The following is a 15,015-nucleotide window of genomic DNA, read 5'->3' as shown; positions in this document are numbered from 1 at the left end:
TTGCTCGCCGCCGCGCTCGAACACGTCGTCAAGGGGATCGTCGATCACCCGGACGACGTCCGCATCGACTCGTCCACGTCGCCGCGAGGCGACGTGCTCGAGGTGCACGTCCACCCCGATGACCGGGGTCGCGTGATCGGGCGCGGCGGCCGCACGGCCAAAGCCCTGCGCACCCTCATCTCTGCTCTCGCCGACGGCCGCCGCGTGCGCGTCGACGTCGCGGACGACTGAGGTGTCCGCCGGCGACACCACGGGATCGGGCGCTGACGCCCGCAAGCCCGTGAACGCAGTTCCCCCCGCGGGCAAGACGCAGCTCCGGGTCGGCCGCCTCGTGAAGGCGCACGGCCTGAAAGGCGCGATCAAGCTCGAGCTGTACACCGACGACCCCGAGGGGCGCTTCGTCCCCGGCGCGACGTTCACTCTCCAGGTGCCCGAGTCGTCGCCGTGGCACGGCAAGCCGCTCACGGTGCGCGAGTTCAAGTGGATGAACAGCCACCCGGTCGCCTTCTTCGAGGGCGTCGACGACCGCGACGCGGCCGAAGGGCTCCTTCGCGCGATCCTCTGGGTCGACGAAGACATGCAGGCCTCGCCCGCCGAGGAGGACGCCTGGTTCGACCACCAGCTCGTCGGCCTCGACGTCGTGCGTGACGGTGAGACCGTCGGCAGGGTCGCACGCGTGGACCACTTCCCCTCGCAGGACCTGCTCATCGTGAAGGTCCGCGACGACGAGGTTCTGGTGCCGTTCGTCAAGGCGATCGTGCCCGAGGTCGACATCGCGGGTGGTCGCGTCATCGTGACGCCGCCCGCAGGACTCTTCGAAGAGATCCCGGACGACGCCGCCGAGGCTCCTTCCGAGCCTGACACCGACGACTCCACCGACTGACTCCTCTTCACTGCGCACGGCCGCTCGGCGTGCGGCAGATGTGATCTGCGGGAAACACGGCGGGAAACGCCCCGGAATGTCCATCCGGGACCATCGAAGACATGGTCGAAGTGCGCACCGTGTGCTCCTACTGCGGCGTCGGCTGCGGTATCTCGGTGACGACCTCGGACGCCGGGGCGGGGCATCCGCTCGCCATCGCGAAGGTCGCGGGCGACCGCGCGCACCCCACGAACGCCGGACGGCTGTGCACGAAGGGCGCGACCCACGCCGAGCTCATGCAGGCGCCGGGTCGCATGACCACGGCGCACGTGCGGCCGTCCCGCGGTGAGCCCGCGGCGCCCGTCCCGGTCTCCGATGCGGTGACGGATGCTGCGGCCCGCCTTCGCGCGATCCTCGATGAGCACGGTCCCGATGCGATCGCTCTGTACGTCTCGGGGCAGATGAGCATGGAGGCGCAGTACCTCTCGAACAAGCTGGTCAAGGGGTACCTGCGCGGCATCCACATCGAGTCGAACTCGCGGCTGTGCATGGCGTCGGCCGGCACCGGCTACAAGCAGTCGCTGGGCGCCGACGGGCCGCCCGGATCGTACGAGGACTTCGACCGCGCCGACCTCTTCTTCGTGATCGGCTCGAACACGGCCGACTGCCACCCCATCCTGTTCCTGCGAATGGCTGACCGGCTGAAGCAGGGTGCGAAGCTGATCGTGGTCGACCCGCGTCGCACCACCACCGCTGACCGCGCCGACCTGTTCCTGCAGATCCGGCCCGGCACGGACCTCGCGCTGCTGAACGGACTGCTGCACCTCCTGGTGACCGCGGGCGACATCGATGAGGAGTTCATCGCCGCCCACACCGAGGGCTGGGAGCACATGGACGAGCTCCTCGCCGAGTACCCGCCCGCTCGGGTCGCGGAGCTGACCGGTCTGGCCGAAGACGACATCCGCACCGCCGCCCGCTGGATCGGCGAGGCCGGCGAATGGATGACGCTGTGGACGATGGGACTCAATCAGTCCACCCACGGCACCTGGTCGACGAACGCCATCTGCAACCTCCATCTGGCGACCGGCGCGATCTGCCGCCCCGGAAGCGGCCCGTTCTCGCTGACCGGCCAGCCCAACGCGATGGGCGGGCGCGAGATGGGGTACATGGGGCCCGGGCTGCCCGGCCAGCGCGCCGTGTTCAGCGCGCCCGACCGCGCGTTCGTCGAGGACGTCTGGGGACTGGAGCCGGGCGCGATCCGCGCGGAGTCGGGCTCGGGAACGATCGACATGTTCCGGCGCGCGGCCGACGGCGAGATCAAGGCTGTCTGGATCATCTGCAGCAACCCCGTCGCGTCGGTGGCGAATCGCAAGACCGTGATCGAGGCGCTGGAGACCGCGGAGCTCGTCATCGCGCAGGACGTCTACACCGAGACGGCGACCACCGCCTACGCCGACATCCTGCTGCCGGCCACGCTGTGGGTCGAAGCCGATGGCGTGACGGTGAACAGCGACCGGACCCTGACGCTCGTGCGCGACGTGATCGCCGCGCCGGGCGAGGCGCAGCCGGACTGGCTCACGATCTGCCAGATCGCCCGTGCGATGGGCTTCGAGGGATTCGACTTCACCTCGAGCGCTGAGGTGTTCGACGAGATCCGACGATTCTGGAACCCCCAGACCGGGTGGGATCTGCGCGGCGTGACCTACGAGCGCCTGCGCGAGACCCCGGTGCAATGGCCCGCACCGCCGGACGACAGCGCGACGCGGCATCCGATCCGGTACCTGAACGACGGGGTGAGCCAGTCGCTGCACGTCGAAGACGACGGCACGGTGCCGCGCCTCGCGTTCGCGACGCCGTCGCGGCGCGCGCACTTCCTCGCGCGGCCCCATCTGGCACCGGCGGAGCTTCCCGACGACGACTACCCCTGGGTGCTCAACACCGGGCGTCTCCCGCACCACTGGCACACGCTCACGAAGACCGGCCGGGTCGCCAAGCTCGCGAAGCTGCACCCCGGGCCCTTCGTCGAGGTGCACCCGGTCGACGCAGAACGGCTCGGAATCGCCGAGGGCGATCAGGTCGAGGTCGCCTCGCGCCGCGGCCGCTTCGTCGTGCCCGCGGTGCTCACCGATCGTGTCCAGCCGGGCGGACTGTTCGCGCCGTTCCACTGGAACGACGAGCACGGAGAGTACGTCACCGTCAACGCCGTGACGAGCGACGCGGTGGACCCGCTGTCGGCGCAGCCGGAGTTCAAGTTCGCCGCTGTGACCCTTCGCCGGGTCGGCCCGGCGGTCGGGGGAGCAGGATCGTCGACCGCGTCCGCCGACGAGGCGCTCGCGAGCGCCGGCGTGGCGCTGGCCCCGCCGCAGCTGAGCGATCTGGAGGGCGCGTACCTCGCAGGCTTCCTCTCCACAGTGCGGTCGGTGGTGCTCGCTCCGGGCGAGGTGCCGGTGCTGCCCGTCGAAGCCCCGCTCGGTGCGCTCGTGCGGGCCTGGTTCGACGGCGTGCTCGCGGGGGCGTTCTCCCGCACGTCGGTCGGCACGGGGATGCCGGGGGCCGAGGGCATGGACGAGGTCGTGGTGCTCTGGGGCTCGCAGACGGGGAACGCCGAGGAGTTCGCGACGGCGGCGACCGCTGCGCTCGGCGCGCGCGGCATCCCCGCGCGTGCACGGAGCATGGCGGAGCTGCGCGCGACGGACCTGACCGCGGTGAAGCGTCTGCTCGTGGTCACCTCCACGTTCGGCGACGGCGGTCCCCCCGACAACGCCGCCGCGCTCTGGCACGAGCTCAACGCCGACGGCGCGCCCGAACTGTCGGGGCTCCGCTACGCGGTGCTCGCGCTCGGCGACTCGAACTACGACGACTTCTGCGGCCACGGTCGGCGGCTCGACAGCCGCCTGGGCGAGCTCGGCGCGACCGCGCTCCTGGAGCGGGTCGATCTCGAGCCCGACGCCGACGAACCGCGCGAGGCGTGGCTGGCCCAGATCCTCGACACCCTGGCAGCGGAAGGGACGACGGGTGCAGCATCCGTCGCCCTCCAGGCTCCGCCGGCGAAGCGCCTGTTCAGCCGGTCCAACCCGGTGCAGGCACCGCTCGTGCGCAACGACCTGCTGAGCGGGCCGGGTTCGCAGAAGGAGGTGCGGCGCATCGCGTTCGACCTCTCGGACTCGGGCGCGACCTACGAGGCCGGTGACTCACTCGGCGTCGTGTGCGCGAACGCCCCGGCGGTCGTCGCAGAGTGGCTCGACGCGACCGGCATCGCGCCGCTCGAGATCGTGGAGATCGACGGCGAGGAGCGCACCTTCGCCGACGCCCTGCGCACGCGGCTCGACATCACGAAGACGCCCGTCGACCTGGTGCGCTTCATCGCGGAGCGCAGCGGCGACAGCATGCTCGCCGGTCTGCTGCGGCGTGAGAACAAGGGGCGCCTCGAGCAGTTCCTGTGGAGCCAGCAGGCGGTCGACCTCGTGCGCGACTTCCCGGTGCAGGCCACCGCCGCCGACTGGGCCGGCGTGCTCAAGCGACTGCAGCCCCGCCAGTACTCCATCTCGTCGAGCCCCAAGGCCGACCCTGACACCGTGGAGCTGACCGTCTCGGTGGTCCGCTTCGAGACCGACTCCGGACGCGCCCGCGGCGGCGTATGCTCGACGTTCCTCGCGGACGGCGACGCCCTCGCCGCGCCCGTGTATCTTCAGCGCTCGCCCGCCTTCCGCCCGCCGGCGGCCGGTGACACCCCGATGATCATGATCGGCCCAGGCACCGGGATCGCGCCGTTCCGCGCGTTCCTCCACGACCGCCGCGCCGACGGGCACACCGGCCGCAACTGGCTGTTCTTCGGCGAGCAGCACGCCGCCAGCGACTTCTACTACCGCGACGAGCTCGATGAGATGCGCGAGGACGGATTCCTCACGCGCCTCGACGTCGCCTTCTCGCGCGACCAGCGGCAGAAGATCTACGTGCAGGACCGCATGATCGAGCACGGCGCCCACCTGTGGCGCTGGCTCCAGGACGACGGCGCACACGTGTACGTGTGCGGTGACGCGATGCGCATGGCCAAGGACGTCGACGCCACGCTGGTCGCCATCGCCCAGCAGCACGGCAAGCTCTCGGAGGAGGCCGCCGCCGAGTACGTCCGCGGCCTCGCCGCCGATGAGCGCTACGTCCGCGACGTCTACTGACGTCGCGCCGTCGCGCCGTCGCGGCATCTCGGGTCGCGGGGTCGCCCCGCCGCGCCCCCTGCGCGTCGTCGCCACACCGACGCGGTCGCCTCCGCTGTGTTCGTTCGTCGCCTGTGCACGCGAATCGGCGCGTTTCGCGTGCACAGGTGGCGAACGAACTCCGTCGACGGCGATGCGGACGGACACGCAGAAGAGCGGATGCCTCGGGTCGAGGCATCCGCTCTCCGTCAGAGCAGGTGCGGTCAGATGCGCTGCTTCGCCAGCGACGCCCGGGGGATCACGTACACGAACACCGTGAGCAGCAGGAGCCCCACGTACGCGGCGACGAAGCCGTAGAACGCGGCCTGGTAGCCGCCGGTGGCGAGCTGGGAGGCGTTGAGCACCTGGGGCACGAGGAACCCGCCGTACGCGCCGATCGCCGAGATGAGGCCGAGCGCCGCAGCCGCCTTGCGGATCATCTTCGTGGCCTCCGGCGTGCCGGGCTCGTAGCCCCGCGCCTGCGAGCGCGCGGCGAAGATGCTCGGGATCATGCGGTAGGTGGACCCGTTGCCCATGCCGGTGGCCGCGAACAGCACGAGGAAGCACGCGAGGAAGACGACGAAGTTGTGCATCGGCAGCGTCCAGACCAGAGCGAGCGCGCCGAGCGCCATCACCGAGAAGGCGCACACCGTCACGCGTGCGCCGCCGAAGCGGTCGGCGAGACGGCCGCCGTAGGGGCGCGCGAGCGAGCCGACGAGCGCGCCGAGGAACGCGAGCGAGACCGCCGCCTGGCCGACCTGGAGCGTGGAGAACTCGGGGAACTGGTCGGCGATGAGCTTCGGGAAGACGCTCGCGAACCCGATGAACGAGCCGAAGGTGCCGATGTAGAGCAGCGCCATGACCCACAGGTGCGGTTCGCGCAGTGCCGCGGCGGAGCTGCCGAAGTCCGCCTTCGCCGACGACAGGTTGTCCATGTAGCGCCAGGCGCCGAAGATCGCGAGCAGGATGAGCGGGATCCACATCCAGCCGGCGAGCGAGATGTTGAGGGTCGCGCCGGCGCCGATGGTCACCGCGATCGGCACGGCGAACTGGGCGACCGAGGTGCCGAGGTTGCCGCCGGCGGCGTTCAGACCGAGGGCCCAGCCCTTCTCCTTCTGCGGGAAGAAGTAGGTGATGTTCGCCATCGAGCTCGCGAAGTTGCCGCCGCCGACGCCGCCGAGCGCCGCGACGAGCAGCAGCACGCCGAATGGGGTCTCGGGGTTCGACACGACGATGCCGAGCAGTGTCGCGGGGATCAGCAGCAGCGCCGCCGACACGATCGTCCAGTTGCGGCCACCGAAGATCGCGACCATGAACGTGTACGGGAAGCGCAGGGTCGCGCCGACGAGGCTGGGCAGCGAAATGAGCCAGAACGACTCGGAGCTGGTGAGCTGGAAGCCGGCGGCGGGCAGCATCACGACGACGATGCTCCACAGCTGCCAGATGATGAACCCGAGGAACTCGGCGAAGATCGACCAGCCGAGGTTGCGTCTGGCGATGGCGCGGCCGGACTCCGCCCAGAACGCCGGGTTCTCGGCGTTCCAGCCGTCGATCCAGCGGCCGGGGCGATGCGTGAGGGTGACCGGCGCGTCGGCCGGTGCGATGGTGCGGGATGGAGCAGCGGTATCCGTCATCGACGGGGTGTCGGTCGTGGTCATGGCGCCTCCCTGAAGGTGAGCACACACTGGGGGTGAGTGTGTCTCCACGCTAGGAAGGCGGTGTTTCCGCCCGACTGCTCGCGCGGTTACCTCTCCGTCACTTCTCGATCACGGATGCCGCCGCCCGAGGTGGGCACCCCGTCACACGTCGGAAACACGCGGGGCTTCTAGACTCGAAGGCATGCGCGTCGACATCGTCACGATCTTCCCGACGTTCTTCGACGTGCTCGGCGTCTCGCTCATCGGGAAGGCGCGTGACCGCGGCATCCTCGACATGCACGTCCACGATCTGCGGGACTGGACCCACGATCGCCATCGCACCGTCGACGACACCCCCTATGGCGGGGGCGCCGGAATGGTGATGAAGCCGGAGCCATGGGGCGAGGCGCTCGACGAGGTGCTGAGCGACGATGCGGTGCTGCTGGTGCCGTCGCCTGCCGGCGAGCTCTTCTCGCAGCCGCTGGCCCGGGAGCTCGCCGACGAGAAGCACCTCGTGTTCGCCTGCGGACGGTATGAGGGGATCGACCAGCGCGTCGTCGACCATTACTCGGCGCGCGGGCGGGTGAGGCTGGTGAGCCTCGGCGACTACGTGCTCAACGGGGGAGAGGTCGCCGCGATGGCCGTGATCGAGGCGGTGTCCCGGCTGATCCCGGGCGTCGTGGGCAACCCCGAGAGCCTCGTCGAGGAGTCGCATGAGCTCGGTCTGCTCGAGTACCCGAGCTACACGAAGCCCGCCGAATGGCGTGGGCTCGAGGTGCCGCCGGTCCTGCTCAGCGGCAACCACGGCGCGATCGCCGCGTGGCGGCACGATCAGAGTCTCGAACGCACGCGGGTGCATCGTCCGGACCTGCTGAGCGAGCCCGATCCTGCGGCCTGAGGCGGATGCCGCGGCCCCGGCGAAATCGCCGGGGAGGCGTCAGGCGGGTTCGATGACGTTGAGCCGGTAGCCGCGCTTCACCACGGTCTTCACCAGGTCGGGGACGCCCAGCGACTCGCGCAGTCGCGCGACGGCCATCTCGACGGCGTGCGTGTTCTCGCCGGACCGCGGCAGCGCCGCCTGCAGCCGAGGCCGCGACACGACACCGCCCTGGGCATCGAACAGCGCAGCGACGATATCGGTGGCGCTGCGCGACAGCGGGATGTGCCGGCCGTCCAGCACGATGCCCGTGCTGCGCAGTTCGAGCCGCCCCGCAGAGGTCGGCAGCGACGCTGCGCCGCCCCCGCCGAAGTGGGTGACGACGGCCCGCACCAGTGAGCCGAGGCGACCTCGCTCGGCGATCAGCGGCTGCAGGCCCGCGTCCTGGAGCGGGCCTGCGGTGATGGGGCCGACGGCGGCCATGAGCAGGCGTCCTTCCGCCTCACGGTCGACGATCTCGTCGAGCACGCCTTCGTTCCGCGCCGCGGTGATCCACTCGGCGGCGCCGGGGGCGGACGTGAACAGCACCGCGTCGACTTCGCCCTGTGCGGCGGCGATGACGGAGCGCGAGACCGCGGCGGGGTCCGGGGGAGGACCCCAGCGATACACGGTGAGGCTCACCACGTCGGCGCCTGCGCCCTCGAACAGCTCGTCGAGGCCGTCGGCGCCCGAGCCGTGGTGCTGCACCGCCACGCGCCGGTCGGCGACGCCCTCGGCGAGGAGGTATTCGCCCAGCTCGGCAGAGGTCTCGGACTCCGCCACCCAGTCTGCGGTGAGCCCCGCCTGCTGGATCGCGCCGCGCGCTTTCGGGCCGCGTGCGACGATCTGGGCGCGGGACAGCGCGGCGTGGAGGTCGTCGAGCAGTCCGGCTTCGTCGGCGGCCTCCATCCAGCCCCGGAAGCCCACGCCGGTCGTCGCGACGACCACGTCGGGCTGCTGCGCGATCAGCTCGCGCGTCGCGGCGATGAGGGCGTCGTCATCGATGTGGGGGACGATCGTCAGCGCGGGCGCGTGGCGCACGTGAGCGCCATGGCGCTCGAGCGCAGCGGCCAACTCGGAGGAGCGACGGTCGACGGCGATGACGATCGTGCAGCCGTCGAGTGCGGCCGAGAGGGTGGGGCGTGGGGTGGAGCTCAAAGGACGATGTCACCTGCCAGTTGGGGGTCGGGAAGCAGCAGCCCGGCGCGGGCCACCTCGCCGACCACGATGACGGCGGGGTTGCGCACGCCGGCGAGGCCGGCATCGACGACGACCGACCCCAGGGTACTGCGCGTCGTGCGCTGGTCACGGTGGTGACCGCGCTCTACGATGGCGACGGGGCGATCCGCGGGGACACCGGCGTGGAGGGCGTCCGAGACGATGCGGGGCAGTGCGCCGACGCCCATCAGGATGACCGTCGTGACGCTGTCGTCGCGGAGGGCCGCGAGCGTGGCCTCGGTCACCTCGGACGGTCCGTTCATGATGTGCACCGCTCCCGCGACACCGCGATGGGTGATCGGGATGCCGGCTGCCTGAGGCACCGCGACGGCGCTCGAGATTCCGGGCACGACATCGACGGGGATACCGGCCGCGAGGCAGGCCGCCACCTCCTCGCCGCCGCGGCCGAAGACGAAGGGGTCGCCGCCCTTGAGCCGTACGACGCGCTTGCCGGCACGGGCGCGGTCGACGAGGATCTCGTTGATCTCGTCCTGCGGCACCGGGTGGTGGCCGGGGAGCTTGCCCACGTCGATGATCTCCACGTCGGGGCCGACGTGGTCGCGGATGTCGGTCGGACCGAGCCGGTCCATCACCACGACCTCCGCGCGCGTCAGCAGGCGCCACGCGCGCAGGGTGAGCAGATCGATCGGCCCGGGGCCGCCGCCGATGAGGTCGACGCGCCCGACGTCGGTCTTGGCGCGCCCGGTCATCGCTCGCCCTCCCAGCGGACCAGGACATGCCCGTCGTCTATGGTCACGGGCCAGACATGCAGGTTCTTGGGCTCCTTGCCCTGCGTGTCGAGGCAGACGCCGGTGCGCAGATCGAAGACCTGCTTGTACATCGGCGAGGCGACCGTGGGGACGTCCTGCCGGGTGCCGACGATGCCGCGCGAGATGACATGCGCGTGGCTGTAGGGGTCGAGGTTCGAGACGGCGTGGACGCGGCCCGTCGAGCCGTCGGGCCCGTGCAGCAGGAACAGCGCGATCTGCGTTCCTCCGAGCAGGGCGGCGCGGCCACGCTCGATCTCGAGGTCGGCGAGTGCGCATACGCGCACCCAGCCGTCGGGAGCGGTGTACTCGGCCGTCTGCGGGTCGACGAGGGTCATCGGCGCACCTCCAGGGTCGTTCCGGCGATGAGCACGCGCGAGTCGGCGCGCTCCTCCTCGGTGGCGGGTCGGGGCTGTCCACGCTCGGCGGTGTAGGCCAGCGAGGGGTCTGGCGTCGTCGGGGCGTTGACGAACGACGCGAACCGGCGGAGCTTCTCGGGGTCCTCGAGGGTCGCCTTCCACTCGTCCTCGTACGAGTCGAGGTGGGCCGCCATCGCGGCGTCGAGGTCGGCGCAGATGCCGAGGCTGTCGTCGAAGATGACCTCGCGGAGGCCCTCGATCCCGCCGTCCAGGTCCTCGAACCACGGTGCGGTCCGCTGCAGGCGGTCGGCGGTGAAGATGTAGTACATCAGGAACCGGTCGATCGCCGTGAGGAGCTCGTCGTCGTTGAGCCCCTCCGCGAGCAGCACGGCGTGGCGCGGCGTGAAGCCGCCGTTGCCGCCGACGTACATGTTCCAGCCCGCTTCGGTGGCGATCACGCCGACGTCCTTGCCGCGCGCCTCCGCGCACTCGCGCGCGCAGCCGGAGACGCCGAGCTTGATCTTGTGCGGGGAGCGCAGACCGCGGTAGCGCAGCTCGAGCTGCACCGCCATGCCGACCGAGTCCTGGACGCCGTACCGGCACCACGTCGAGCCGACGCACGACTTCACGGTGCGCAGCGACTTGCCGTACGCGTGGCCGGATTCGAAGCCGGCGTCCACCAGCTGCTTCCAGATCTCGGGGAGCTGCTCGAGGCGGGCGCCGAACATGTCGATCCGCTGTCCGCCCGTGATCTTCGTGTAGAGGCCGAAGTCCTTCGCGACCTGGCCGATGACCAGGAGTCCCTCCGGGGTGATCTCGCCACCGGGGATGCGGGGGACCACCGAGTAGCTGCCGTCCTTCTGCAGGTTCGCCATGACGTGGTCGTTGGTGTCCTGCAGGGTGGCGTTCTCGCCCTCCAGCACGTGCCCGCGAACGAGCGTCGACAGGATGCTGGCGAGAGCGGGCTTGCAGATGTCGCAGCCGCGGCCGGATCCGAAGCGCTCGATGACGGCGCTGAAGGTCGTGAGCCCTGACACGCGCACCGCGTCGAAGAGCTGCCGACGCGACATGTCGAAGTGCTCGCAGATCGCGTTGCTGAGCGCAGCGCCGGACTTGGCGAGCTCGGTGCCGACGATCTTCTTGACCATCATCACGCACGAGCCGCATGCCGCCCCGGCCTTGGTGCAGGACTTGATCGCCGCGACATCCGTGCAGCCTTCCTCGTGCACCGCGTGACGGATCGCGCCCGCCGTGACGCTGTTGCACGAGCAGACGAGCGCCTCGTCGGGGAGGTCGCCGGTCGGCGCGGCGACGCCGCCCTCGGGCATGAGGTAGGCGGCGGGGTCGCCGCCGAGCGCGCCGCCGACGAGCGGACGCAGCGAGCCGTACGCCGACGCATCGCCGACGAGGATGCCGCCGAGCAGCGTCTTCGCGTCGTCCGACAGGACGAGCTTCTTGTAGACGCCGGCCACCGGGTCGGCGTACGTGACGTCGAGTGCGCCGGGCGTCTCGGCGAAGGCGTCGCCGAAGCTGGCGACGTCGACGCCCGACAGCTTGAGCTTGGTCGACAGGTCGTACCCGGGGAACGATGCCTCGCCCCCGAGCAGTCGGGTGGCGGCGACCTCTGCCATCGCATACCCGGGTGCGACCAGCCCCACGCACATGCCGTCGTAGTTGGCGACCTCGCCGATCGCCAGCACGCGGGGGTCGGAGGTCTGGCAGCCGGCGTCGATCAGCACGCCGCCGCGGGGGTGCACGTCGAGGCCGGCGCCCCGCGCCAGCTCGTCGCGCGGGCGCACGCCGACGGTGAAGACCACGACGTCGGTGCGCGCGTACGTGCCGTCGCGGAACTCGAGGCCCGTCACCTGCCCCGATCGATCAGGGTCGAGACGGGTGGTGACGGCTTCGGTCTTCACGGCGATCCCGCGCGACTCGATGAGGCGCCGCAGGGCGTTGCCCGCGGGAAGGTCGAGCTGCGCCGACATGAGCCGGTCGGAGGACTGGACCACCGTGCAGGCCACGTCGAGTCCCTGCAGGGCGCCTGCGGCCTCCAGGCCGAGGAGTCCGCCGCCGATCACCGTGCCGACCAGGGGCCTTCCGAGCTCCGCCGAGCGGCGCTGGACGAACTCCTCGAGCTTCTCGACGTCGTCGAGCGTGCGGTAGACGAAGCAGCCTTCGAGACCGAAGCCGTCGACCGCGAGGCGCGCGGCGTACGACCCTGTCGCGAGGATCAGCCGGTCGTAGGCGAGGCTCGTGCCGCTGCGGGTCGTCACACGGCGCGCAGCGCGGTCGATGCGGGTGACGGCCTCGCCGCGGAGGAACCGCACGCGCTCGTCGTCGAGCACCGCGCGCTCGAGCTCGAGGTCTTCGGCCGAGGCACCGGCGAAGAAACCGGTGAGGCCGACCCGGTCGTAGGGGTGACGCTCCTCTTCGCCGATGAGCGTGATCCGCCACTCCTCGCCGGCCCGGCTGAGCAGGCTCTCGACGAAGCGGTGCGCGACCATGCCCGCGCCGACGATCACCACGTGGGTGCCGAGGGCAGGGGTCTCGCTCATGTCGTCACCGTACGCCGGTGATGTTGCAGCAGCGTCAGCGTCATGTTTCCGGCTGTTGACACGGTCGCGGTGGGCCATGGCTCCTCCTCGGGGGGCAGACGTCTCGGTGACGCTGACGCTACGAGCGCGGTGTTTCACCGCCCGACCACGGGCGGTTACCCCGAGCGAACGTTTCGATCACACCGGCCGGCACGCAGAAGTGAGATGAGCGGAATGGATGCCGCGACCCGAAGAGCCGCCCGCGGTTCGTCGACCCTGCTCGGATAGGGTGTAGCGACCCGATTCGAGGAGAAGATTCGTGCACACTTGGCCGGGATCGGCATATCCGCTCGGAGCGACGTTCGACGGCAGCGGCACGAACTTCGCACTGTTCAGCGAGGGCGCCGAGCGTGTCGAGCTCTGCCTGTTCGGGGAACGCGGCGCCGAGACGCGCCTCGATCTCGTCGAGGTCGACGCGTTCGTGTGGCACACGTATGTGCCGAACATCCAGCCCGGCCAGCGCTACGGCTATCGCGTCCACGGCCCGTACGATCCCGCGAACGGCCTGCGCTTCAACCCCGCCAAGCTGCTCCTCGACCCCTACGCGAAGGCGGTCGAGGGCGCGGTCACGTGGGGACAATCGGTCTACGGCTACACGTTCGGGGATCCCGACTCGCGCAACGACGACGACTCCGCCGGCGACATGATCAAGGGCGTCGTCGTCAATCCCTTCTTCGACTGGGCGGGCGACCGCCGGCCCGGCACTCCCTACTCCGAGACGCTCATCTACGAGGCGCACGTCCGCGGACTCACTGAGCGCCACCCCGCGATCCCGGAGGACATGCGCGGCACCTACAGCGCCGTCGCGCACCCGGCGATCATCGAGCACCTCACTAAGCTCGGGGTGACGGCGATAGAGCTCATGCCGGTGCACCAGTTCGTCGACGACGCCGTGCTGCAGGAGAAGGGGCTCTCGAACTACTGGGGCTACAACTCGATCTCGTACTTCGCCCCGCACAACCGCTACGCCGCGACCGGCGACCGCGGTCAGCAGGTGCAGGAGTTCAAGGGGATGGTGCGCGCGCTGCACGCGGCGGGCATCGAGGTCATCCTCGACGTCGTGTACAACCACACGGCCGAGGGCAACCACCTCGGGCCGACCCTGTCGATGCGGGGCATCGACAACGCCGCGTACTACAAGCTCGACGACGACAAGCGGTTCTACACCGACTACACGGGCACCGGCAACAGCCTCAACGTGCGCAACCCTCACTCACTGCAGCTCCTCATGGACTCGCTGCGGTACTGGGTGCTCGAGATGCACGTCGACGGGTTCCGCTTCGACCTCGCCTCCGCGCTCGCGCGCGAGTTCTACGATGTCGACCGCCTGTCGACCTTCTTCGAACTGGTCCAGCAGGACCCGGTGGTCTCGCAGGTGAAGCTCATCGCCGAGCCGTGGGACGTCGGTCCCGGCGGCTACCAGGTGGGCAACTTCCCGCCCCAGTGGACCGAGTGGAACGGCAAGTACCGCGACACCGTCCGCGACTTCTGGCGCGGTGAGCCGCAGGCACTCGGCGAGTTCGCCTCCCGCCTCACCGGGTCGAGCGACCTCTACGAGCACTCCGGGCGCCGGCCCGTGGCATCCGTCAACTTCGTCACGGCCCACGACGGGTTCACTCTGCGCGATCTCGTGTCGTACAACGAGAAGCACAACGAGGCCAACGGCGAGGACGGCCGCGACGGCGCCGACGACAACCGCTCCGACAACTTCGGCGTCGAGGGCCCCACCGACGACCCCGCGGTGCTGACCATGCGCGCCCGTCAGCAGCGCAACTTCATCGCGACGCTCATGCTCAGCCAGGGCGTGCCCATGCTGCTGCACGGCGACGAGCTCGGCCGCACGCAGCAGGGCAACAACAACGGCTATGCGCAGGACAACGAGACCACGTGGATCGATTGGGATGCTGCGGACCGCCCGCTGCTCGAATTCACCGCGGCGATGAGCCGGCTGCGGCGCGACCACCCCACCTTCCGCCGGCGCCGGTTCTTCGAGGGCCGTCCGGTGCGGCGCGACGCGGGTGTTCCGATCCAGGACATCGCGTGGCTGCGTCCCGATGGGACGCTCATGCAGCCGGAAGACTGGGAGTCCGGATTCGGGCGCGCGGTCGGCGTGTTCCTCAACGGTCAGGGCATCCGCGAGAAGGACCGGCGCGGCGAACCGATCCGCGACCGCCACTTCATCGTCCTCTTCAACGCCGGCGACGACATCATCGACTTCCGCATCCCGGTGGTCGAGTTCAGCCCCGATTGGGAGGTCGTCATCGACACGGCGGGCGAGCGCGCGGACTCGGCGCTCATCGAGCCGGGCGACACCCTGCGCCTCGCGGCGAAGTCGCTCATCGTGCTGAGCGAGCACCCGCGGGTCGAGCGTGAGGTCGATCACTCGGTGGCCGCATCGCTCGCCGCACTCGCCGGCGCGGGGACGCCCGCGCACGCCCCCCGCGCGGAACTGCGCACCTGACCGGACCG

Annotated in this window: 10 protein-coding genes; 5 read left to right on the top strand and 5 right to left on the bottom strand. The window is 70.5% G+C overall.

Annotated features, from left to right (window positions below; translation table 11 throughout):
• The 3 genes from Q9R33_RS10535 to Q9R33_RS10525 all read left to right on the top strand — a co-directional run bounded on the left by Q9R33_RS10535 (nt 1) and on the right by Q9R33_RS10525 (nt 5,037).
• Nucleotides 1–231, top strand: coding sequence for an RNA-binding protein (locus tag Q9R33_RS10535; protein ID WP_045276246.1), 231 nt, complete (start codon nt 1–3; stop codon nt 229–231).
• Between the two features lie 49 nt (nt 232–280).
• The gene (gene rimM / locus Q9R33_RS10530) at nt 281–883 is read left to right on the top strand and encodes a ribosome maturation factor RimM (RefSeq protein ID WP_310247023.1); all 603 of its coding nucleotides are present in this window, start codon (nt 281–283) and stop codon (nt 881–883) included.
• Nucleotides 884–984: 101 nt separating this feature from the next.
• Nucleotides 985–5,037 carry a bifunctional nitrate reductase/sulfite reductase flavoprotein subunit alpha gene (locus Q9R33_RS10525; protein WP_311293694.1) on the top strand — a complete coding sequence of 1,351 codons (4,053 nt, stop codon included), beginning with the start codon at nt 985–987 and terminating at the stop codon, nt 5,035–5,037.
• Between the two features lie 242 nt (nt 5,038–5,279).
• Here Q9R33_RS10525 and Q9R33_RS10520 read toward each other — a convergent pair whose 3' ends face one another.
• Complete coding sequence (locus Q9R33_RS10520; RefSeq protein ID WP_310247019.1) at nt 5,280–6,713, bottom strand: MFS transporter; 1,434 nt, start codon at nt 6,711–6,713, stop codon at nt 5,280–5,282.
• Between the two features lie 181 nt (nt 6,714–6,894).
• Between Q9R33_RS10520 and trmD the strand changes: the two genes are divergently transcribed.
• Nucleotides 6,895–7,590 (top strand): tRNA (guanosine(37)-N1)-methyltransferase TrmD, encoded by a 696-nt coding sequence (gene trmD, locus Q9R33_RS10515; RefSeq protein ID WP_056367547.1) that lies wholly within the window; start codon nt 6,895–6,897, stop codon nt 7,588–7,590.
• Nucleotides 7,591–7,629: 39 nt separating this feature from the next.
• Here trmD and Q9R33_RS10510 read toward each other — a convergent pair whose 3' ends face one another.
• The 4 genes from Q9R33_RS10510 to nirB are packed head-to-tail and all read right to left on the bottom strand — an operon-like array spanning nt 7,630 to nt 12,507.
• Nucleotides 7,630–8,766: a uroporphyrinogen-III synthase gene (locus Q9R33_RS10510; RefSeq protein ID WP_056367546.1), complete on the bottom strand. Its 1,137-nt coding sequence runs from the start codon at nt 8,764–8,766 to the stop codon at nt 7,630–7,632.
• A complete protein-coding gene (cobA, locus tag Q9R33_RS10505; RefSeq protein WP_056367544.1) occupies nt 8,763–9,536 on the bottom strand; it encodes a uroporphyrinogen-III C-methyltransferase in 774 nt (257 codons plus the stop codon). Before cobA ends, Q9R33_RS10510 begins: the two co-directional genes overlap by 4 nt.
• A complete protein-coding gene (gene nirD, locus Q9R33_RS10500) occupies nt 9,533–9,931 on the bottom strand; it encodes a nitrite reductase small subunit NirD (protein ID WP_310247013.1) in 399 nt (132 codons plus the stop codon). The genes cobA and nirD overlap by 4 nt, the downstream gene beginning before the upstream one ends.
• The gene (nirB, locus tag Q9R33_RS10495; RefSeq protein WP_200919448.1) at nt 9,928–12,507 is read right to left on the bottom strand and encodes a nitrite reductase large subunit NirB; all 2,580 of its coding nucleotides are present in this window, start codon (nt 12,505–12,507) and stop codon (nt 9,928–9,930) included. Before nirB ends, nirD begins: the two co-directional genes overlap by 4 nt.
• Before the next feature lie 298 nt (nt 12,508–12,805).
• On the opposite strand from nirB, the gene glgX reads away from it, so the two are divergent.
• A complete protein-coding gene (gene glgX, locus Q9R33_RS10490) occupies nt 12,806–15,007 on the top strand; it encodes a glycogen debranching protein GlgX (RefSeq protein ID WP_311293693.1) in 2,202 nt (733 codons plus the stop codon).
• Nucleotides 15,008–15,015: the final 8 nt, after the last annotated feature.

This window comes from Microbacterium sp. PRC9 (assembly GCF_031844125.1).
In the GTDB taxonomy this organism is placed as follows: Bacteria; Actinomycetota; Actinomycetes; order Actinomycetales; family Microbacteriaceae; genus Microbacterium.
The sequence above is the reverse complement of the archived record's forward strand: the minus strand, read 5'-3'. Positions and strand labels throughout refer to the sequence as shown.